We start from the raw sequence: 17,567 nt of genomic DNA on the forward strand, positions 1-17,567 counted from the left end.
GAGGTTTAGTCAAAACGCGGGAATAGCTCAGTTGGTAGAGCGCAACCTTGCCAAGGTTGAGGTCGAGAGTTCGAGACTCTTTTCCCGCTCCAGATTTCCGAAAAGGGAAGCCATTGCTTCCCTTTTTCGTCAGAGCAGTCAGCACGGCGCGATAGCAAAGCGGTTATGCCCCGGATTGCAAATCCGGTTAGTCCAGTTCGACTCTGGATCGCGCCTCCATCTTTTCATCCCTGTCGGATGTCCCAAAAAAAGCCCAGCCATGCTGGGCTTTTTGCATTTCATCATTTCATTTCTTCACACTGGCAGATTCTGCTGCAGGCCTTGGCAGGGGGGTTGAGCGGGGTGATGTCGCCTCTCTCTTTGCGTGTGGCTTGCCAAGGTTTCCGATTGGCGTGTCGGTGTGACAAACGGCCATATTTGGTGATTTCGTTATCGAAAGCTTTATATTTTTCGGGCATCATTCCTTGGGTACATTTGAAAAAATGTGCAAAAATTGTTGCTATGTTGCCTGAGGTGTGATTGCTCAGACCATCCTGATCTGATTTATCAGATTGAGGCTGATTTTGGATGGGGTTTGTAGGCGATTGCACCCAAGGTTCAACACAGCTTCGTTGCCACACCATTCCTATTTTGCCGAGGGCCTGTGTTGATGAGAATGCCAGTGATGCTTGCCGTTGCGACTGCAGCATGTGCCCTTTGCATTCCGGTGACAGGCCTTCCCGACACCTTGGCGTTGGTGAATGCCAACCTCAAGTCCGATCTCGACGCCTTGATTGCCGACGGCAGCTACAACGATGCACTGGCGCTGATTGACAAGGTGGAGCGCCGCGGCAATTTGCCGCCGGAGATGCAGTTGAAGCGGGGCATCGTGCTGATGCAGCTTGGCGACACCGATGAGGCGCGCAAGGTGTTCGAACGACTGCGCGATGCCTACCCGACCCAGGCCGCGCCTTATGTGAACCTCGCGGCCATCGATGCCCGTGCCGATGACCTTGAGCGGGCCAGTCAGAACCTGACCAAGGCACGAGAGTTGGCGCCGAAGCAGGCTTCCACCCACGAGAGCCTGGGCCGCATCCACCTGGGGCTGGCCTGGAAGAGCTTCAAATTGGCCGCGGAACTGGACCCGGGGCGCCAGGCCTTGTTGCGCAAGAATGAAATGATTGAGAGCCTGATCCGCGACAGGGCCGTGCCGGCGGCACCCGCCACGGTCACGGCGCAGGCTGCGGTCCCCGTGCCTCCAGTGCCTCCTGCGTCGGCACCTTCGGCAGCGAGCCCCACCGTGGTGCCGGAAGCGCCGGCGCCATCGCGTCGCTCAGAGGTGACGTTGTTGGGCACGCGCCCGATGGGGGTCGCGACGCCGGTCGCTGTGCCTGCGGTGCTGGACCCACGTCCGCTTGACATCCGACCCGAAGCGCTGCGCCCGGTGTCGGCGGGGCCGATGGAGTCGGGTGCTGCCTTGTGCCCACCGACAGACGACCGTGCCTGTTCTTCGGCATTGCAGGCTTTGGAAGCCTGGCGTCAGGACTGGTCTCAGCGCTCGCTTGAAAAATACCGCGCACATTACATGCCCGGGTATTTCCCGTCTCCTTTCAAATCGGTGAGCCAATGGATCGCTTTCAAGAAGCGGGTTTTTGACAGCGCCGGCAACATTCATGTCTCTTTGAATGTCACCGCTGTGAAGTGGTTGGATGGAAAACGCCTGAGCGTCGCTGCGGTGCAGCGGTATCAATCAGCGACCTACCGCGATCAAACCAGAAAACGGTTTGTCATGATCAGGGATGGGGACCGTTGGCGGCTTGCTTCTGAACAAAAAGACGAAACCTGAGTCACTTCCCCGAATCCCATGCCCTCTGACCACTTGCCTGGCGCCGTGCGCCTGTTTGGCCTCGACATATTGCCTTTGAGCTTCGAGCAGTCCACGGATCTGTTGCTGCATGCTGCCGCCACCCAAGGCCCCAAGGTGGTGGTGACGACCAATGTCGACCATGTCGTGCGGCTGGAGCGTGACCCCGAGTTGAAGGCCTTGTACGCCAGCGCCGACTACACCTTTGCGGATGGCATGCCTGTGGTCTGGGCCAGCCGCATGCTTGGCACACCGCTGCCTGAGCGGGTGACGGGCGCGGACCTGTTTGTGGCTCTGTGCCGCCACAGCATGACCAGTGGCCAACGGGTGTTTGTGTTGGGGGGGCGTCCTGGGCAGGAGCGCCTGCTGCGTGATCGCTATGCCAAGCGCTTTCCGGGCATGGATGTGGTGGTGTGTTGCCCGCCGATGAATTTCGATCCGGAGGGCAGTGAGGCGGATGCCATCGTTCGGACCATCCAGGCCTGCCAGCCGGATTTCATTTTTGTCTGCCTCGGGTTTGAGAAGCAGGAGCGCTGGGCCTTGCGCCATGTGCGCCGACTGGACTCGGGGGTGATCGTGTGCGTGGGTGCAGCCCAGGAATTTGCCCTGGGCCTCAAGCGCCGGGCCCCGCGGTGGATGCAGGACAGCGGTCTTGAGTGGTTGTGGCGTTTGACTTCAGACCCGGTGCATCTGTGGCGGCGGTACCTGTTGCAGGCGCCGGTGTTCCTCTGGCTTCTGCTGCAGGAGTGGCGTGAACACCGACGCTCTTATGCGTGAGTCTCTGTCTATCGGCCGGGTTTGATCATTTGACTGACAAAATTTCCATCATCGACGGCCGTGAACTCGATGACGACCTGGCCCGTGCGTGGCAGGCGCTGGCTCTGACGCGCCCGGACCTGGGCAGCCCTTTCTACCAGCCTGGCTTTGCCCGCATCGTGGCGCGCCAGAACCTGGGCTTGCGCCTGGCCCTGATCGAGCAGCAGGGCCAGTTGTGTGGTGTGTTTCCATTCCACCGCGATCGTTGGGGGCGCCTGCGCTCGGTTGGCTACCAGCTCAATGATTACCATGGCCTGGTGTTGCGCCAGGGCGTGGAGATCGACGCGACGCAACTGCTGCGGGCCTGTGATGCCCGCTACTTCGCGTTTGACCACATGCCCCTGACACAGGCTACCTTTGCACCCCACATCGCCCTGGAGACCCATTCGCCGGTGATGGAGCTGGAGGGCGGGATCGAGGCCTATCGCCAGCGTCTGAGTGCGCGCAGCGCCAAGGGATCGTCCGGCATTTTCCAATCGGTGGGCAACGCGCGCCGGCGGCTGGAGCGTCAGGTCGGCCCGCTGCGCCTGGAGATGGCCAGCAAAGATCCCCGTGCCTATCAGCGCCTGCTGGCGTTGAAATCACGCCAATTCGTCAGCACCACGGGCGGCAATCCCCTGGAGTTGCCCTGGATGCGCGGTGCGCTGGACGGCGTGTTCCACTGTGATGAAGGCGTCTTCGGCGGCATGTTGTCCGTGCTCTACGCGGGCGACCAGATGGTGGCTTTGCATCTGGGGATGCGCCATCGCGATCAGTGCCATGTCTGGTTCATCACCTACGATCCCGAGTTCGCGGCCTATTCACCGGGTTTGGTGTTGCTCATGGGCATGGCAGAGGCAGCGCAGGCACATGGATTTTCTCTGTTGGACCTGGGGCGTGGCTCGCAGCCTTACAAAGCCCGGTTTCAGACGTCGTCGATTGCTTTGGGCGAAGGAGCTGTTTCCAGGCCTCAATGGGTGGCCCATGCCGCATTGGCAAAGGCCGCGCGCAAGCGTTGGTTGAAGACTACAATTTTGGGCCAGGTCTGGCGCACAGGCAAACACTGGCTTCATCGGGCTGGCCCTTGATTTTCGGAGGCCCTGAATGTCGATACTGGAGGATTTGATGCGTTTCGTGCGTCATCCATTGGCCTTGTCCTGCGAGGGTCCAGTCGAGAGTTTCATGGCCATCTTGAATGGATTGATCTGAATGAAGTTTCTGTTTCTTCGCCTGCTGCGGAAAATAGGCGGGCCCTTGTTGCTGACCTGCCTGCTTGGTCCGGCCTGGGTGTTTGCCACGCCTTTGGTTTCCAATCTGCCTTTTGATCTGGGGTGGAATGGGGGTTCCAGTGCACAGGCACCGACGACGCCTGCGGCTGCGGCGGCTGCGACCAGCAACCCCGCCGCCACCTCGACCTCGACCTCGACCTCGACCTCGAAAGTGCCAACCGAGCGGCCTGCGGGTCCCAGCACCGGTGTTGTCAAGCCCGCCACACCTGCACCCGCCGTGACCACCGCTGCGGCGACCTCACAGATGGCGTCGCTCAGCATTGGTGCGGGTGATGTGCTGCAGGTCACGGTCTTCGGCCAGCCAGACATGTCTGCAGAGGTCTCGGTCACCGACGAGGGCGAGGTCACCCTGCCATTGATCGGGCTCCTGCGCATTGCTGGCATGTCGCAGGCCGAGCTTGAAAAACTCATTGCCCTGCGTTTGCGGGAGCGCGAATACCTGCTGCATCCCGAGGTGTCGGTCACGGTGCGGCAAAATCGCAGTCAGGCCGTCTCCGTGCTCGGTGAGGTGGTGCGCCCGGGCCGCTATCCGCTGCAGGGCCGATTCACAGTGCTCGATCTGCTGGCGGTGGCCGGTGGCCTCACCCCCAAGGCCGACACGGTGGCCGTGCTGCTGCGCAAGGAGGGCGGGGCCGCAGGGGCACCGGTGCGCATCCCCATCCGCCTGGACCGGGTGGCCAATCCCGACCGCAGTCCACTGGACCTGGTCCTCAGCCAGGGCGACATGGTCTATGTGGGCCAGCAGAAGTTCTTCTACATCCATGGTGAGGTGCGTCGCCCGGGCAGCTATCCGATGGAGCCGGATCTCGATGTCATGCGTGCCCTGTCGCTTGGAGGGGGCGTGACCGAGCGTGGTTCGATGAGCCGCATCCAGATCCACCGAAAATCCGAGGGCACGGAGGCCCGTGATTTTTCACCGCAGCTGACGGACGCTGTGAAGGACGGTGATGTGATATATGTGAAGGAGAGGATTTTTTGAATCCCTATCCGGTTGGATTGACCCTGAATCAGTTGGGGGCCATGCTCAGGTACCGTGTGTGGACGGTGCTGATCGTGACCTTTGTGACGGTGATCGTCACCGGCGTTGCGGTGATGCTGATTCCCAAGAGTTACACCTCGTCGGCTGAATTGTTCATTGAGTTCCGGGTCAATGACCCGATTTCGGGGCGTCAGTTTCCGGCGATCCTCGATGAAACCTATTTGCAGACCCAGGTCGACATCATTCACAGCAATGAGGTATTGGATCGCGTGATTGATACCCTGCGCCTGATGGAAGCCCCCGGTGCCGAGAAGAATCGTCAATTGCTGCGTGAGCGGGTTTTGAAAAGCCTGGATATTCAATTGCGCCGCACCAGTCGCATCGTCGAGATTCAGTATTCCGATCGATCTGCCGAGGCGGCCCGCGCTTTTCTCGATGCATTGATCAAGGCTTATTCCGACATCAACAGCGAAATCAGCGTGGCACCCGCGCGAGCCCGTACCGAGCAATACAACGCGCAGTTGCAACTGCTGCGCAATGAAATCGACGGTATTCAGCAAAAGCTCACCGAATACCAGCAAAAAGCCCAGATCGTTGACACCGATGAGCGTCTGGACAACCGATCGCGCCAGTTGGGTGAAATCTCGAGCCGGCAGTTGGCCCTGCGGTCCCAGCGCCAGGAGTACGAGGCCCGCATGCGCGCCCTCGACACCATGATCCGTTCGGGCAGCGATGTGCCGGATGTGCCCGAGATTGCCCAGTTGCCGCGCGTGGCCGAACTCAAACTGCGCCTTTCCGATCTGGAGCGCCGCATCAGCGAACTGTCGGCCACCTACGGCAAGATGCACCCCCGTCTGCAAGCCCTGCAGGATGAACGCACCGTGCTGGTGGAGCGCGTCAGGCGTGAAGCGAAGGCCGCCCTGGAAGGCCTGCGCCTCGAGGGCAGCCGTCTGGCCGACCAGGAGCGCGCGTTGGGGCGCAATTTCGACGAGCAGCAGCGCTCGCTGCTGGAGTCCAAACGCCACCGTGACGTCATCAGCTCTTACCAGCGTCAGCTCGAAAGCACCCAGCGCGTCTACAACACGGCGGTCGCCAAATACGACGAAATCCTCATGTCGGGCACCGTCAATGGCACCAACCTGTCGGTTCTGCGCAAGCCCGAAGCCCCGTTGCGGCACTCCAAGCCCCAGATCACCAAGAGCCTGATCATGTCGGTGCTGGTGGGGCTGGCACTGGGGCTGGGTCTGTCCTTTGTGCTGGAGGTCACGGTGCGCCGCCTGCGTTGCCGTGAAGACATGGAACGCGGCCTGGGTCTGCGTATTTTTGGTCAGATTGGTCAGTCCACGGTCTGACGACACCTCCTCATGAAACTAGAACCGATCCTCGATGCCCATGCCGCTCCGGTGCCCCCGGCCTTGAGCAGCGACCGCATGGGTGAGCTGTTCATCCAGGCCGGCAAGCTGTCGCGGGCCCAGGTGGAGCAGATCATCCAGTTGCAGGAGACTTCGCAACTGCGCTTTGGTGAGGCCGCACGCCAACTCAATCTGTTGTCCGAGCAGGACATCAAGGCCGTGCTGGCCCACCAGTTCAACTACGTCACGGCCACCAACCTGCGGGTGGGGCTGGATGCCACCTGTCCCCTGCCGATCGCCAATTCTCCTTACAGTCCCGAGGCAGAGGCCATCCGGCGCATCCGCTCCGAGCTGTTGCTGGAGGCGCGGGGCCTGACCCCCCTGCAACTGGCGGTGGTCAGCCCCAGCGGTGGCGAGGGGCGCACTTACATGGCTGCCAACCTGGCGTTCTCGTTTGCCCAGGTGGGCAAGCGCACCTTGCTGATCGATGCGGATTTCCGCTCCCCCAAGGTGCACGCTTACTTCAGCATGAACAACAAGAAGGGCCTGTCGGGCGTTCTGTCCGGGCGCAGCGATGTCACGCTGGACGTGATGACCATGGTGCTTCCCAACCTGTATGTGCTGCCTGCCGGCCCACTGCCACCCAATCCGCTGGAAATCCTGCAAGACCCCAACCTTTCTGCCCTGATCGACAAGCTGGCCCGTGACCTCGATGTGATCGTGGTCGACACGCCGGCCGCCACGGCGTCCTCTGACAGCAAGGTCATCGCGCGCCAGGTGGGGACCGCCCTGGTCGTGGGTCGTGAGCACCGCACCCGCATTGCCGATCTGCGTGTCACCGTGCAGGCCATGCAGGATGTCGGCGTGCGTGTTTTTGGCACGGTCTACAACCGCTTCGACGGGCGCTCTGGCGCGGGCTCATCGGAGGCCGCAGGCCCCCGTGCCTGGTGGACTGCGCTCTCGCGCCTGTTCCAGCGCGGTCGTGCGCGCTGACAGGGGGCCTGGTGGCGGTCGGTAAGCCTTTCTGGACCCATTCCTTGTTGTCCGTTGTCGATCAGGTGCTGCTCAGCGGCCTGAATTTTGCGGTCGGCATGTGCCTCATCCGCTTCGGCACCAAGAGCGACTACGGTCTCTACTCTCAGTTGTTTGCGGCCAGCCTGTTCGCCGTGGGCTTGCTGGAGGCCCTCATCGGCAGTCCTTTGACGACGCTGGCCCCTCACATGCCGCCCGCTCAGCAGGCCCTGGCCATCCGGCGGCTGCAGCGCTGGCAATGGCTGGCCGGCGCAGGTCTGGGGGTGCTGTTCGGCCTGGTGGCGGCCTGGGTCGTCTGGGATGGTGTGCCCGAGGTGGCGCCAGGGCCGGTCGGCCTGGGATTTGCCGTCTTCGTCGCCATCACCACGGTGCGGGAGTACCGTCGCACGGTCTGGTTTATCCAGGCCGACCTGCGCAGCCTGTTGCTCAGCGATGGCTTGTATGTGGTGCTGGCCCTGATCGGTGGCGCCGCGCTGGCCCTGAGCCAGCAGGTGGGGGCGGCGTCCATCCTGGCGGTGCTCAGTGGGGCCCAGGGCCTGGCCCTGATGGCCGGTCAGCGGCCTGCCCCGGCACCGGTCGACACGCCCCTGCCGGTCTGGCGTGAGACCCTGGCTGCGGTCTGGGACAAAGGCCGCTGGGCCATGCCCGGCATGGTCGTCGGCTGGTTGGGCAACTACAGCTTTCTGTACCTGGCCTCGGCCATGTCGGGGGTGGAGGCCACGGCCGAGGTCAGTGCCTCCCGTCTGCTGCTGGTTCCGGTGGGCCTCATGGTGGTGGCCTGGTCCAGGGTGGCCCGGCCTTTGGCAGGCCGACTGATCCATTCGCGCGACTGGCGTTCGTTGAATCGCCTGTCGCTGTTTTCGCTGGGGGGCATCGAGGCCCTGTCCCTGGTTTACATGCTGATGCTGGTCCTGGCCCTTCCGTGGCTGCAGGCCCACGTGCTCGGGGCCAAGTACCAGGGCATCAACGCCCTGGTGATGGCCTGGGGGGCGTACTTCCTGGTCAGTGTGGCCCGAACCATCGCCACCACCTGGCTGGTCAGCATCGGGGCGTTCCGCCAGTTGTTCATCGAAGGCTGTGTGGTCGTTCTGTTCATGTTGGCGGTGGCCAGCCTGACCATCCCGCACTGGGGTGCCCTGGGCGCGGTGATGGCCCTGATCGCGATGGAGTCCTTTGATTTTCTGCTGCTGCTCGGCCTGATCGCCTACCAGCGGCGCCGCCTGAGCCGGGAGCTTCCACATGCCTGACGTCAGCGTCTGCGTTTGCACTTTCCGGCGGCCCGAGTTGCTGAATGCCTTGCTGGCCCTGCTGGCCCAGCAGCGTCTGCCCGCCTTCGACATCGTGGTGGTCGACAACGACCCCGCCCACAGTGCCTTGCCGGTCTTGCAAGCCTGGGCCGAGCGCCTGCCATTGCGTTTTGCCCACCTGCCGGAGCCCAACATCGCCAAGGCCCGCAACCTGGCCGTGGCCCAGGCACGCGGCGACTGGCTGGCGTTCATCGATGACGACGAGTGCCCGGGCCCGGATTGGCTGTGGCTGCTGGTTCAAGCCCAGGCGGCGACAGGGGCTGACGGTGTGATGGCCCCTGTGCTGCCCACCTACACCGAGGCCACGCCGGCGTGGATGCGCAATGCGGGCCTGTTCGATCGACGTCGTTTCAGCACCGGTACCCGCATCTTCACGGAGGATTCGCGCACCGGCAACGTGCTGCTGAGGACGGCCATGGCGCGCAGCCTGCCGGGCCCTTTTGATCCGGAATTTGGGCGCTCCGGTGGTGAAGACACGCTGTTTTTCTCGCTGCTGCACCGGGCGGGCTTTGTGTTCGTGTGGTGCGATGAGGCGGTGGTCACCGAAGAGGTCCCGGCAGATCGTGCCCGGGTGAGCTGGATCTTGCGGCGGGCTTACCGCGGCGCCCAGACCTTTGTGCGGGTCGAACTGTACCCGCTGTCGGGCCCCCGCCGCGTGCTGCGCGCAGGTGTTCTGGGCCTGCGGGCCTTGCTGCAGCTCGGGGTGGCCTGCCTGCTGGCGCTGGCCCTGAGCCCGGTGGACCGCCTGCGGGCCTTTCGTTGGCTGCGCGTGGCCTGCGCTCAACTGGGCAAGTTGTCGGCGCTGACGGGCGCGCGTTATCTCGAGTACCGGGCCTGAGGCCCTGTCGTGCCAGGACTGGGGTCGACTATTGGAGTCGAGGGGGTCGAGGGGGTCGAAGGTGTTGATGGGGGCGTTGCCGCCGCAGCCAGCAGGCGGTGGCGGCGCAGCGACCAACTCACGGCGATCGAGGAGTAAACCACCAGCATGGCCAGAAAATTCACGCCGCGCAGCAATGAACTCTCGGTCAGGTTGTGCACCAGGATCACCACGATGACGGCGCCATGGAAGGCGGCTTCACTGGCGTCATAGCGTGACAGGCGGTACAGCGTCACCAGGTGGTGGATCAAGAAGGCGGCGAACAGAACCAGGCCGACCAGGCCCAGTTCATTGAAGATGTCCAGGTAGCCGTTGTGGGCCTGGAACGGCACCCAATACATCTTGTCGATGATGGCCTGCGACGCACTGCCCTTGCCCAGCCAGAAGGCGCCATAGCCCACCCCGAGCCACGGGTGGTTCTCGATCTCGTCGAGCACCATGTCCCAGATATCGAAGCGCCCGCTGATGTCCGTTCGCTTGCCCAGCAGGTCGGCCACGGGTTTGAAGAACTCGTCCCAGGTCGGCAGTCGGCCCTGCACCACGTAAAGCACATGCAGGTAGACCAGCAGCAGTGCCACCACCACGATCAGCACCCGGCTGACGACAAACTCGTCGGCCACGTATTTCCAGCGGAACAGGGCGAAGCAGCCCACCCCCAGGCCGGTCACCAGCAGGCTGGTGGTGCTCTTCGACATCACCAGATTGAGCCCGCAAAAAACCAGCAACACCAGCAGCAGCAAGGTCGGCATGCCGCGCTGGGGGCGCGTGGCATACAGGCTGACCAGGGTCATCACGGTGAAGGCCGTCATGATGCCGTAGCTGTTCTTCTGGTCGGTGATGCCGCGCCAGGCCCCGCCGACCCAGGCCTCGTTGCCGGCGGTGGCGTACTCGATGGCCGTATCGGGGATCAAGCCCACCGCCAGCACCGACGCCACCAGCAGGAGCAGCATGGTGCCGCTCATGAGGCGCAGCCATCGCCCATGGTCCAGGCCCTGAAGTTGCAGCGCCACGCCGATCAGCACCATGCCTGCGAGTTGCACCCCCTTCTTCACCGTCACCCCGGGCTGGACTGACCACAAGGCATTCAGCAGGCAGTAAATCAGCAAGGCCAGCAGGAAGGGACTCACCTGGGCCATCACCTCCTGGAAGCGTTCGAATCGGCGCAAGGCCAGTACACCAGCCAGAAGAAACAGGCTGCCCCACTGCAACTGGATGATCGCGTTGCCGCTGCTCAGGTTCTCGGCCTGGTTGGTGAACTCCCAGCTCAGGCCGGCGGGCAGCAGCGACCACGCCAGGCTCAGCACCAGCAACAGGCTGGCCCAGGCCTGGCCTGTTGGGGCCTGGGGCGGCGGGGGCGTTGCGGCGGCTGGAGAAACCGTGTCCATGGTGCGGGCCGGATCAGGGCAGGGCGGCCGGGCGCGCCAGATAGGCCTTGGACAGGGCCTTGAACTGCCCGCCATCGTTGCGCAGCGTGGTCTGGTTGCGTTCGCCCTGGCTGAACACCACGCCCACGCCCCCGGCGGCCACCAGTTGTTCGGGGTGGGTCAGGAAGTAGTGCACCCGGTTGTCGCGCCACGGTGGGCCACTGCTGGGGGCCGGCGCGGGTACGCCCAGCGGGGTTTGCCACCACAGCAGGGGGCGTTGCAGGCCCTCGAAATAGCGCCGGGCCTGGGCCAGGTGCTGGGCAAAGTTGGGGCTGCTGGTGTTGCTTTCGTCCCAGTACCAGGGCCCGCCGTTGCGCACGCAGGCGGCTGTCCGCGATTGGGCCTCCATGCAGCCGGCGTCGCGGTCCTGGGTTTGCATGACCACGAAGTCGGCCTTGTCCGCGCCCAGCTTGAGCATGTAGGCCAAGTCACCGGCCTGCAGGTCGTGGAACATGGATGGCGGAAAACCCACATAGGTGCGTGGTGCACGCAGCCGCGCGCTGCGCAGCAGGCAGGCGGCCAGTCCGGCCACGGTGTCCGGCAGTTCGGTGCAGTCGGGGTTCAGCCGCACCAGTGCAGGGTGGCGTTGGGGGTCGGGCTGGGCGCGCTGGGTGTAGCCCCAGAAGTCGGGCTCCAGATTCACCAGCGCTGGTTTGCCATAGCGGCCCAGCCGGTCGAACAGCAGTTGCACCTGCTGCCAGTAGGGGCCCATGAAAGCGGGGTCGGTCAGGCCGCTGATGTTGCCGTCGCCGCGGGCGGCCATCTGGTAAAGCGTGAACATCGGAACGGCGCCCACCAGTTCGGCGTGTTCGGCCACCAGATCAGCGTAGGCCCCAGCAGGGCTGTTCCAACTGAGCCAGGAGTCCTTGCCTACGCCATTGAGGTAATGCTGGTAGATGTCGGGCATCAGGCCCTGGCCCAGCACGGTGCCTGTGTCGGTCGAACCCACACCGATCAGCAGACGGCGGGGACGGCCCAGGGCCTGGGCCAGGGCGCCGGGCCGCTGGGCCAGTGGCAAGGTGGCGAGTTCGACATGGGCTGGCGCGCCCGATGCGGGCGCAGGCCCGGCCTTGCCCTTGGGGCCCGCGGCGCCGCTCAGGCCCGTCAGCAGGCTCAGGCCCAGACCCAATGCCCAGACCCAGACCCAGGCCGGGCGGCAGCGTGGCGGAACCGGGCGTCGGCGCGGGGCTGGGGTCGCTGGGGCGGTGCGGTCCATGTGCGCCTCCTGGGCGGTCCTGGGGTGGGTGGAAGGTCGCTGCGGTGTGGTGTGGCCCCGTCACGCCGGGCACAGCAAGACATTGGCCGCAGATCGGCTGAAATTATGCCAGTCGCTTGTCGTGCATCAGGGCTGCTCTGTCGCTCTATCACTCAACTTGACGGGTGCCAGCCTGACATACGCCAAAATGGAATGCTGGCGCCAACCTTCTGGGTGTCGATATATTCCTTTTGCCACTTGCCTGCGGCGTCAATGTCCATGAGCGATTCGTTTTCCCGGTTCCAGGCCCAGCAACGCTTTGCCTCCCTGGATGGCCTGAGGGCCTTCAGCATCCTGGGTGTGATCTGGCACCACACTGCGGCCTCGGTTCACGGGCCTTTTCTGGGCCATGTGGGGGCGGAGGGGGTGTCGTTGTTCTTTGCCATCAGCGGGTTCCTGATCACCACGCTGCTGCTGCGCGAGCAGCGCCGTCAGGGGCGTGTGGATCTCAAGGCCTTTTACGTGCGCCGCAGCTTGCGCATCTTTCCGCTGTATTACGCCACTCTGGCGCTTTATGTTTTGACGGTCTGGGTGCTGGAGCGTCATTCGCCTGTCGGGCGGGCCTTTTTTGAGAATCTGCCGTACTTTGCCACCTACACCAGCAACCTGTTTGTCGAGATCCAGGGGCGGGTCATCTTCTACTTTGCCTGGTCCCTGGCTGCCGAGGAGCAGTTCTACCTGATCTGGCCCGGCCTCATGCTGCTGCTGGGCAGCCGGGGGCGCAGCGCCTGGGCCCTGGTGCTGCTGCTGAGTCTGAGCCAATGGGCTTGGGCCAGTGGTCGCGGCAACTGGGCCTTCTTGCCCAGTCCCTTGCTGGCCGGCGCCTTGCTGGCCTTGTTGCTTGACCAGCCGCGCAGCCACGGCGTGCTGAAACGGGCCTTGGCTTGGCGCGGCGCTCCCTTGGCCTGGGCGTTGGCCCTGGGTGGGGCGCTGGCCTGGGGCGAGGCCCCGGTCCTGCTGCTGGGGGGGCTGTTTGCAATGCTGGTCGGGGCCTGTGTGGTCCGTGAGGACCACGTGCTCCAGCCCTTGCTGAGCTGGCGCCCCCTGGCCTACCTCGGCACCATCAGCTATGGGCTGTACATGTTGCACATGCTGTGCAAGAACGCGGTGCTCAAGGGGCTGGGCCTGTGGGGGCCGGCCGGGGATGGGGGGCTGGTGTTTGTCCTCACCCTGGTGACGGCCGTGCTGGCGGCCAGCTTCAGTTTCCGCTATTTCGAGTCCTGGTTTCTGCGCCGCAAGACGGCCTTTGAACGATGAGGCTGAGCCGTCCAGTCGGTGCTGGCCAGGGCGCCGCTATCATGGCGGCGCCGTGCAGTGCGCGCACTGCTCCCGATGGTTCTTTTTCTGAAATGGGCGACCCGGTTTTATGAAATGGCATCTGCTGACGCCCTACCTCCAGACTCGCCAGCAGCCCTGGATCACCGATGGCCTGACGGGCCATCAGTTCAACATCATTCCAGCCACCTACCGCCATGACGCCTTGCGTGCCCATGCCTCGGGCAGGGACTGGCTGGATTTTCTGGGTCAGACCGCCCAGGCTTGGCGCGAGGCGCGGCCTGGCGATGGTTTCCTGACGGCCTTTCCGCCCCTGGCCACCACCACCGGCGCGCTGCGCCGGCTCGGGGGGGCTCCCGGCCCTTTGGTGGCCTGGACCTTCAACCTGGGGGCACTGCAGGGCGGGCTCAAGCACTGGCTGGCCAGCCAGGCCTTGCGGGCGGTTGATGTGTTCGTGGTGCATTCGCGCCAGGAGATCGAGGCCTACAGCCAGTGGTTGCGTCTGCCTTCGAGCCGTTTCGAGTACGTGCCCCTGGGCCGGGAACTGCGGCAGCCCTGGCTGGCCGAGGACGAAGACCAACCTTTCGTGCTGGCCATGGGCTCGGCCAACCGCGACTGGCCCACCTTGGTCGCGGCGGTGGGGGCACTGGGTTACCGCACGATCATCGTGGCGCCACCGCGCAGCCTGGCCGGGCTGGACCTGCCACCAGGCGTCGAGCTGCGCAGCGGCCTGAGCCGTGAGCAATGCCAGGCCCTGTGTCAGCAAGCCCGGGTGAATGTGGTGCCGATCGAGAACCAGACCACGGCGTCGGGCCAGGTCACGCTGATCGAGGCCATGATGTTTGGCCGCGCCGCGGTGGCCACGCGTTGCCCTGGCACCTTGGATCTGGCAGAAGACGGTCAGCATGCCCTGCTGGTGCCTCCAGGCGATGCGTCGGCCCTGGCGGACCGCATCGAAGCATTGTGGCTGGACAGTGCCTGGCGCGCACGCCTGGGCCGTGCGGCCGCGGCCCATGTGCAGGCTGAATTCTCGGAGCAGGCCGAAGCTCGCCATCTACAACGCCTGCTGGATCGTTTCGGCTCGCCGTGAAGCCAGGTCGGGCTCAGCTGATAATCAGAGCCCCGGGTCCGTGGATTCTTGTGGTCCGCCCCTCTCATTTTTTCTGTCTTTCGAGTTGCGCCGTCTGACCATGTCTTCGTGTCCTTTTCCTGAGCAGAGCCCACGTCGTCAGGCCTGGGGCCCGCGCCTGCGTGGCCTGCTCCTGGCCACGCTGGGCGTTGGCGGGGCGGGCTCGGCCAGTGCCGTGGTCGAACTGTCCGTGCAACTGGACAGCAGTTGGGCCAGCGACAGCAACCCCTTGCGTCTGCCGGCGGGTGCCGACACCCAGGCTTTGTTGGGGCGTTCGGGTCCAGGTGACAGTGTGATGTCGGTCGATCTGCGCGCAGCCATGATCGTCCCGCTCGGATCGGACGACACCCGGCTGGAACTCAAGGCTGCCGAGGGCAAGCGCCAGTATCAGAAGCAAACGCAGCTGGACCATGAGATCCACCAGTTCGATGCCCGCCTGTTCTGGCAGCTCAGCCCTTTGTTACGGGGGCGTCTCAGTTACGGGACCGATGATCGGCTCTACCAGCCCCAGAACGCCATTCAGGTCGGACGAGACTTGATGCGTCAGCAGCAAGGGGGCTCGGAATTCGCGCTGCGCATCACCGAAGACCTGTCCTTGCCCATCACCCTGGAGCGCGCCTCGGTGCGGCACGAGAACCCTCAGAACCAGTTCCTGGATCGCAACGATCAGACGCTGCAACTGGCGCTGCGCTACACCTCGCCGCTGGGCTCCAGCCTCAGCGTGGGCAGCCGGCGCACCGCCGTGGACTACCCGAATCGGGCTGCCGCCGATGCCGCCATCCTCGACACCCACTACACCGACCGGCTCTACTTTGCCGACGTCGACTGGGTCTACAGCCCGCTGACCCGGGTCGGGGGGCGCCTGGGCTGGTTGCAGCGGCAATACGAGACCCTTGGGCAGAACGATTTTGACCACCGTCTGCTCACCCTGCGGACCAGCTACCAGCCATCGCCCCTGAGCCGATTCGATGTGGAGTGGGGCCGTCGCCTGTATGACTCGGGCACCCCTTCGGCGCTGTATTACCTGGCCAGTGGCCTGCGGCTGGGGCTGGATTGGCGGCTCACCGAACTCACCCGGCTGCGCCTGATGGCCGCGCATGACCGCCAGCAGAACCAGGGGGCCGCGGTGGCCGGCGCCCCCCTGGGGCAGCCCGACAACCAGGTCAATCGCCTGGGCGCCTCGATCGACTACGCCATCAGCCAGGGCTGGCGCCTGTATGCCGAGGGCCAGCGCGATCGTTTCACCACCGTGGGGGGCGGTACCTCGATCCAACAGAACGTGTTGCGTCTGGGGCTTGAGTACACCTACGAGAACGTGGCCGGCACAGCAGTTCGTGCCGGGCTGGGGCGGCGACCATGAGCCTGTCCCTGCTGAGTCGCGCCGACCGGTGGCTGGCCCGCCGTGTCGCCCGCCGCCTGTTGCCACTCGGGCAGGGGCCGGGGGTGCTGAGCATCAGTTTTGACGATGCGCCGGCCAGCGCCTGCCGTCTCGGTCGCCAACTGCTGGAGGACGAGGGGGCACGGGGCACCTGGTACATCGCCGGGGGGCTGACCGACCAACTTGAACAGGGGCAGCTGTGCCATGCCGTGGCTGATTTGCAGGCTTTGGCCGAGGGTGGGCACGAGTTGGGTTGCCACACCTTCTCGCATCGCCCCTGCGCAGGACTCAGCCCGCAACAGCTGCACGACGAAATCCGTCGCAATGCGGATTTCTTCATCCGTGACGTGGGCGTGCCGGCCCCTCGCCATTTCTCGTTTCCGCTCGGGGATTACGGGGTGTTGTCCAAGCACCTGGCGGCGGCGCATTTTGACTCCTTGCGCCTGACCCGTCCTGGCATTCACCAGGGGCAGGTCGACCTGAACGGCTTGCAGGCCCAAGCGCTGTACGGCGACGGTTTGGCGGCGGCGGCCTTGCAGGCCCTGATCGAACAGACCGCCGCCAGTGGAGGCTGGCTGATCCTGTACACCCACGCGGTCACCGAGCCCGCGGTGCGCTGGGGCTGCACGCCGACCCAGTTGAAACAGGCCCTGCGCTGGGCCCGTCAGGCCGGCTGCGACATCCTGCCCGTGGGGCAGGCGGTCGACCGTTTCAGGGCCCGGGCGTTGCGGGCCTGAGTTTCAGGCTTATTTCAGGCTCAGCACCCAACTGGCCAGCTTCTTGGCTTCAGCCTCGTTCACCTGGGTGTTGGCGGGCATGGGCACGGGGCCCCAGACGCCGCCACCGCCCTTGAGGATCTTGCTGCTCAGTTTGTCCACAGCGTCTTTCTGGCCAGCGTACTTGGCAGCGACATCCTTGTAGGCCGGGCCCACCACTTTTTTGTCCATCGAGTGGCAGGCCATGCAGTTCTTGGAGGTGGCCAGCGCCAGATCGGCCATGGCCGGTGCTGCAAAGGCGAGGGTGGCGGCAAGGGTGAACAGGGTGCGCTTCATGATCATCTCGTGTCCGTGGGTTGCGTTACATTGTGATTCGGGAATTGTAGGGGTCTTGTCTTCCGCCGTGGAGGCAGGTGTTGGTCAATCCTCACATCGGAGTGCGTGATGTATTTTCTGGGCCTGGGCCTGATCCTGTTGCTGCTCAAATACCTGGAGATCGGTTTTGTCGCGACCTGGAGCTGGTACGTGATCGGTGTGCCATTTGCTTTGGCGGCGCTGTGGTGGGTCTGGGCCGATTCTTCGGGCTACACCAAGCGGCGGGCCATGGACAAAATGGAGAAACGCCGCCGCGACCGCGTTGAACGGCAGAAGGAAGCCCTGGGCGTGGGCATCCGCAAACGGCGCTGAGGCTTCGCGCCAACCCGGGCGCGCCTAGCCGACTTGCTGAGCGACCTGCCCCGTGATGGCGCCTGTAGCGCCTTGGTCACAAAGCCCGTGTTGTTTGGTAAACCTTAATGCGAGTTGTTATCATTAACATGTAAACTTGCGCTTAACCAAATAACAACAATTCCGATTCATTGGAGTGCCGTGGCGCGGGGGCGAAGGTCCTTGTCCGGCGGCGGCCTTGGGTGAGCCG

General features: G+C 64.2%; 18 protein-coding genes and 2 tRNA genes. 15 read left to right on the forward strand and 5 right to left on the reverse strand.

Annotation, left to right across the window (positions count from 1 at the left end; all coding sequences use genetic code 11):
* Positions 1–16 precede the first annotated feature (16 nt).
* Positions 17–92, forward strand: a tRNA-Gly gene (locus tag AC3WUT_RS00155).
* A gap of 53 nt (positions 93–145) precedes the next feature.
* Positions 146–219: transfer RNA gene (locus tag AC3WUT_RS00160), tRNA-Cys, on the forward strand.
* A 62-nt stretch (positions 220–281) separates the two neighbouring features.
* Here AC3WUT_RS00160 and AC3WUT_RS00165 read toward each other — a convergent pair.
* Entirely contained in the window at positions 282–689 is a 408-nt protein-coding gene (locus AC3WUT_RS00165) for a hypothetical protein (RefSeq protein ID WP_492345052.1), read from the reverse strand.
* Positions 690–769: 80 nt separating this feature from the next.
* On the opposite strand from AC3WUT_RS00165, the gene AC3WUT_RS00170 reads away from it, so the two are divergent.
* The 3 genes from AC3WUT_RS00170 to AC3WUT_RS00180 are packed head-to-tail and all read left to right on the forward strand — an operon-like array spanning position 770 to position 3,726.
* Positions 770–1,825 (forward strand): tetratricopeptide repeat protein, encoded by a 1,056-nt coding sequence (locus AC3WUT_RS00170; protein ID WP_492345053.1) that lies wholly within the window; start codon positions 770–772, stop codon positions 1,823–1,825.
* Positions 1,826–1,843: 18 nt separating this feature from the next.
* Entirely contained in the window at positions 1,844–2,620 is a 777-nt protein-coding gene (locus tag AC3WUT_RS00175) for a WecB/TagA/CpsF family glycosyltransferase (RefSeq protein ID WP_492345054.1), read from the forward strand.
* Positions 2,621–2,649: 29 nt separating this feature from the next.
* Entirely contained in the window at positions 2,650–3,726 is a 1,077-nt protein-coding gene (locus AC3WUT_RS00180) for a GNAT family N-acetyltransferase (RefSeq protein ID WP_492345055.1), read from the forward strand.
* Between the two features lie 51 nt (positions 3,727–3,777).
* Here AC3WUT_RS00180 and AC3WUT_RS00185 read toward each other — a convergent pair whose 3' ends face one another.
* Positions 3,778–4,188, reverse strand: a complete 411-nt coding sequence (locus AC3WUT_RS00185) for a hypothetical protein (protein WP_492345056.1) — start codon at positions 4,186–4,188, stop codon at positions 3,778–3,780.
* Here AC3WUT_RS00185 and AC3WUT_RS00190 point away from each other — a divergent pair.
* The 5 genes from AC3WUT_RS00190 to AC3WUT_RS00210 are packed head-to-tail and all read left to right on the forward strand — an operon-like array spanning position 4,172 to position 9,435.
* Positions 4,172–4,906 carry an SLBB domain-containing protein gene (locus tag AC3WUT_RS00190; protein ID WP_492345057.1) on the forward strand — a complete coding sequence of 245 codons (735 nt, stop codon included), beginning with the start codon at positions 4,172–4,174 and terminating at the stop codon, positions 4,904–4,906. The genes AC3WUT_RS00185 and AC3WUT_RS00190 overlap by 17 nt on opposite strands.
* Positions 4,903–6,258: a Wzz/FepE/Etk N-terminal domain-containing protein gene (locus AC3WUT_RS00195; protein ID WP_492345058.1), complete on the forward strand. Its 1,356-nt coding sequence runs from the start codon at positions 4,903–4,905 to the stop codon at positions 6,256–6,258. Before AC3WUT_RS00190 ends, AC3WUT_RS00195 begins: the two co-directional genes overlap by 4 nt.
* 12 nt (positions 6,259–6,270) lie before the next feature.
* Positions 6,271–7,251 carry a polysaccharide biosynthesis tyrosine autokinase gene (locus AC3WUT_RS00200; protein WP_492345059.1) on the forward strand — a complete coding sequence of 327 codons (981 nt, stop codon included), beginning with the start codon at positions 6,271–6,273 and terminating at the stop codon, positions 7,249–7,251.
* 44 nt (positions 7,252–7,295) lie between these two features.
* Positions 7,296–8,537, forward strand: a complete 1,242-nt coding sequence (locus AC3WUT_RS00205; RefSeq protein WP_492345060.1) for an MATE family efflux transporter — start codon at positions 7,296–7,298, stop codon at positions 8,535–8,537.
* Complete coding sequence (locus AC3WUT_RS00210) at positions 8,530–9,435, forward strand: glycosyltransferase family 2 protein (protein ID WP_492345061.1); 906 nt, start codon at positions 8,530–8,532, stop codon at positions 9,433–9,435. Before AC3WUT_RS00205 ends, AC3WUT_RS00210 begins: the two co-directional genes overlap by 8 nt.
* On the opposite strand, the gene AC3WUT_RS00215 is transcribed toward AC3WUT_RS00210, so the two are convergent.
* Together AC3WUT_RS00215 and AC3WUT_RS00220 are read right to left on the reverse strand one after the other, a co-directional pair.
* Positions 9,414–10,859, reverse strand: coding sequence for an O-antigen ligase family protein (locus tag AC3WUT_RS00215; protein ID WP_492345062.1), 1,446 nt, complete (start codon positions 10,857–10,859; stop codon positions 9,414–9,416). The genes AC3WUT_RS00210 and AC3WUT_RS00215 overlap by 22 nt on opposite strands.
* A gap of 13 nt (positions 10,860–10,872) precedes the next feature.
* A complete protein-coding gene (locus AC3WUT_RS00220; RefSeq protein WP_492345063.1) occupies positions 10,873–12,114 on the reverse strand; it encodes a hypothetical protein in 1,242 nt (413 codons plus the stop codon).
* Positions 12,115–12,372: 258 nt separating this feature from the next.
* Between AC3WUT_RS00220 and AC3WUT_RS00225 the strand changes: the two genes are divergently transcribed.
* The 4 genes from AC3WUT_RS00225 (at position 12,373) to AC3WUT_RS00240 (ending at position 16,672) form a co-directional block, all read left to right on the forward strand.
* On the forward strand, positions 12,373–13,410 hold the full coding sequence (locus AC3WUT_RS00225; protein ID WP_492345064.1) for an acyltransferase family protein: 1,038 nt from the start codon (positions 12,373–12,375) through the stop codon (positions 13,408–13,410).
* 109 nt (positions 13,411–13,519) lie between these two features.
* The gene (locus tag AC3WUT_RS00230) at positions 13,520–14,518 is read left to right on the forward strand and encodes a glycosyltransferase (RefSeq protein ID WP_492345065.1); all 999 of its coding nucleotides are present in this window, start codon (positions 13,520–13,522) and stop codon (positions 14,516–14,518) included.
* Positions 14,519–14,618: 100 nt separating this feature from the next.
* Complete coding sequence (locus AC3WUT_RS00235) at positions 14,619–15,917, forward strand: hypothetical protein (protein ID WP_492345066.1); 1,299 nt, start codon at positions 14,619–14,621, stop codon at positions 15,915–15,917.
* On the forward strand, positions 15,914–16,672 hold the full coding sequence (locus AC3WUT_RS00240) for a polysaccharide deacetylase family protein (protein ID WP_492345067.1): 759 nt from the start codon (positions 15,914–15,916) through the stop codon (positions 16,670–16,672). Before AC3WUT_RS00235 ends, AC3WUT_RS00240 begins: the two co-directional genes overlap by 4 nt.
* Positions 16,673–16,681: 9 nt before the next feature.
* Here the strand turns inward: AC3WUT_RS00240 and AC3WUT_RS00245 are convergent, their stop codons facing one another.
* Positions 16,682–16,987, reverse strand: a complete 306-nt coding sequence (locus AC3WUT_RS00245) for a c-type cytochrome (protein WP_492345068.1) — start codon at positions 16,985–16,987, stop codon at positions 16,682–16,684.
* Between the two features lie 108 nt (positions 16,988–17,095).
* Here AC3WUT_RS00245 and AC3WUT_RS00250 point away from each other — a divergent pair, with 108 nt between their 5' ends.
* Positions 17,096–17,338 (forward strand): TIGR04438 family Trp-rich protein, encoded by a 243-nt coding sequence (locus tag AC3WUT_RS00250; protein ID WP_492345069.1) that lies wholly within the window; start codon positions 17,096–17,098, stop codon positions 17,336–17,338.
* The last annotated feature ends 229 nt before the right edge of the window (positions 17,339–17,567 follow it).

This window comes from Curvibacter sp. EU05-FHT14A10, assembly GCF_058791075.1.

Excerpts from the sequence above, each read along its gene's own strand:
- AC3WUT_RS00165 (WP_492345052.1), bottom strand. The coding sequence starts at position 689 with ATGCTGCAGTCGCAACGGCAAGCATCACTGGCATTCTCATCAACACAG.
- AC3WUT_RS00175 (WP_492345054.1), top strand. The coding sequence starts at position 1,844 with ATGCCCTCTGACCACTTGCCTGGCGCCGTGCGCCTGTTTGGCCTCGAC.
- AC3WUT_RS00190 (WP_492345057.1), top strand. The coding sequence starts at position 4,172 with ATGGCGTCGCTCAGCATTGGTGCGGGTGATGTGCTGCAGGTCACGGTC.
- AC3WUT_RS00185 (WP_492345056.1), bottom strand. The coding sequence starts at position 4,188 with ATGCTGAGCGACGCCATCTGTGAGGTCGCCGCAGCGGTGGTCACGGCG.
- AC3WUT_RS00200 (WP_492345059.1), top strand. The coding sequence starts at position 6,271 with ATGAAACTAGAACCGATCCTCGATGCCCATGCCGCTCCGGTGCCCCCG.
- AC3WUT_RS00210 (WP_492345061.1), top strand. The coding sequence starts at position 8,530 with ATGCCTGACGTCAGCGTCTGCGTTTGCACTTTCCGGCGGCCCGAGTTG.
- AC3WUT_RS00215 (WP_492345062.1), bottom strand. The coding sequence starts at position 10,859 with ATGGACACGGTTTCTCCAGCCGCCGCAACGCCCCCGCCGCCCCAGGCC.
- AC3WUT_RS00220 (WP_492345063.1), bottom strand. The coding sequence starts at position 12,114 with ATGGACCGCACCGCCCCAGCGACCCCAGCCCCGCGCCGACGCCCGGTT.
- AC3WUT_RS00225 (WP_492345064.1), top strand. The coding sequence starts at position 12,373 with ATGAGCGATTCGTTTTCCCGGTTCCAGGCCCAGCAACGCTTTGCCTCC.
- AC3WUT_RS00230 (WP_492345065.1), top strand. The coding sequence starts at position 13,520 with ATGAAATGGCATCTGCTGACGCCCTACCTCCAGACTCGCCAGCAGCCC.
- AC3WUT_RS00235 (WP_492345066.1), top strand. The coding sequence starts at position 14,619 with ATGTCTTCGTGTCCTTTTCCTGAGCAGAGCCCACGTCGTCAGGCCTGG.
- AC3WUT_RS00240 (WP_492345067.1), top strand. The coding sequence starts at position 15,914 with ATGAGCCTGTCCCTGCTGAGTCGCGCCGACCGGTGGCTGGCCCGCCGT.
- AC3WUT_RS00245 (WP_492345068.1), bottom strand. The coding sequence starts at position 16,987 with ATGAAGCGCACCCTGTTCACCCTTGCCGCCACCCTCGCCTTTGCAGCA.
- AC3WUT_RS00250 (WP_492345069.1), top strand. The coding sequence starts at position 17,096 with ATGTATTTTCTGGGCCTGGGCCTGATCCTGTTGCTGCTCAAATACCTG.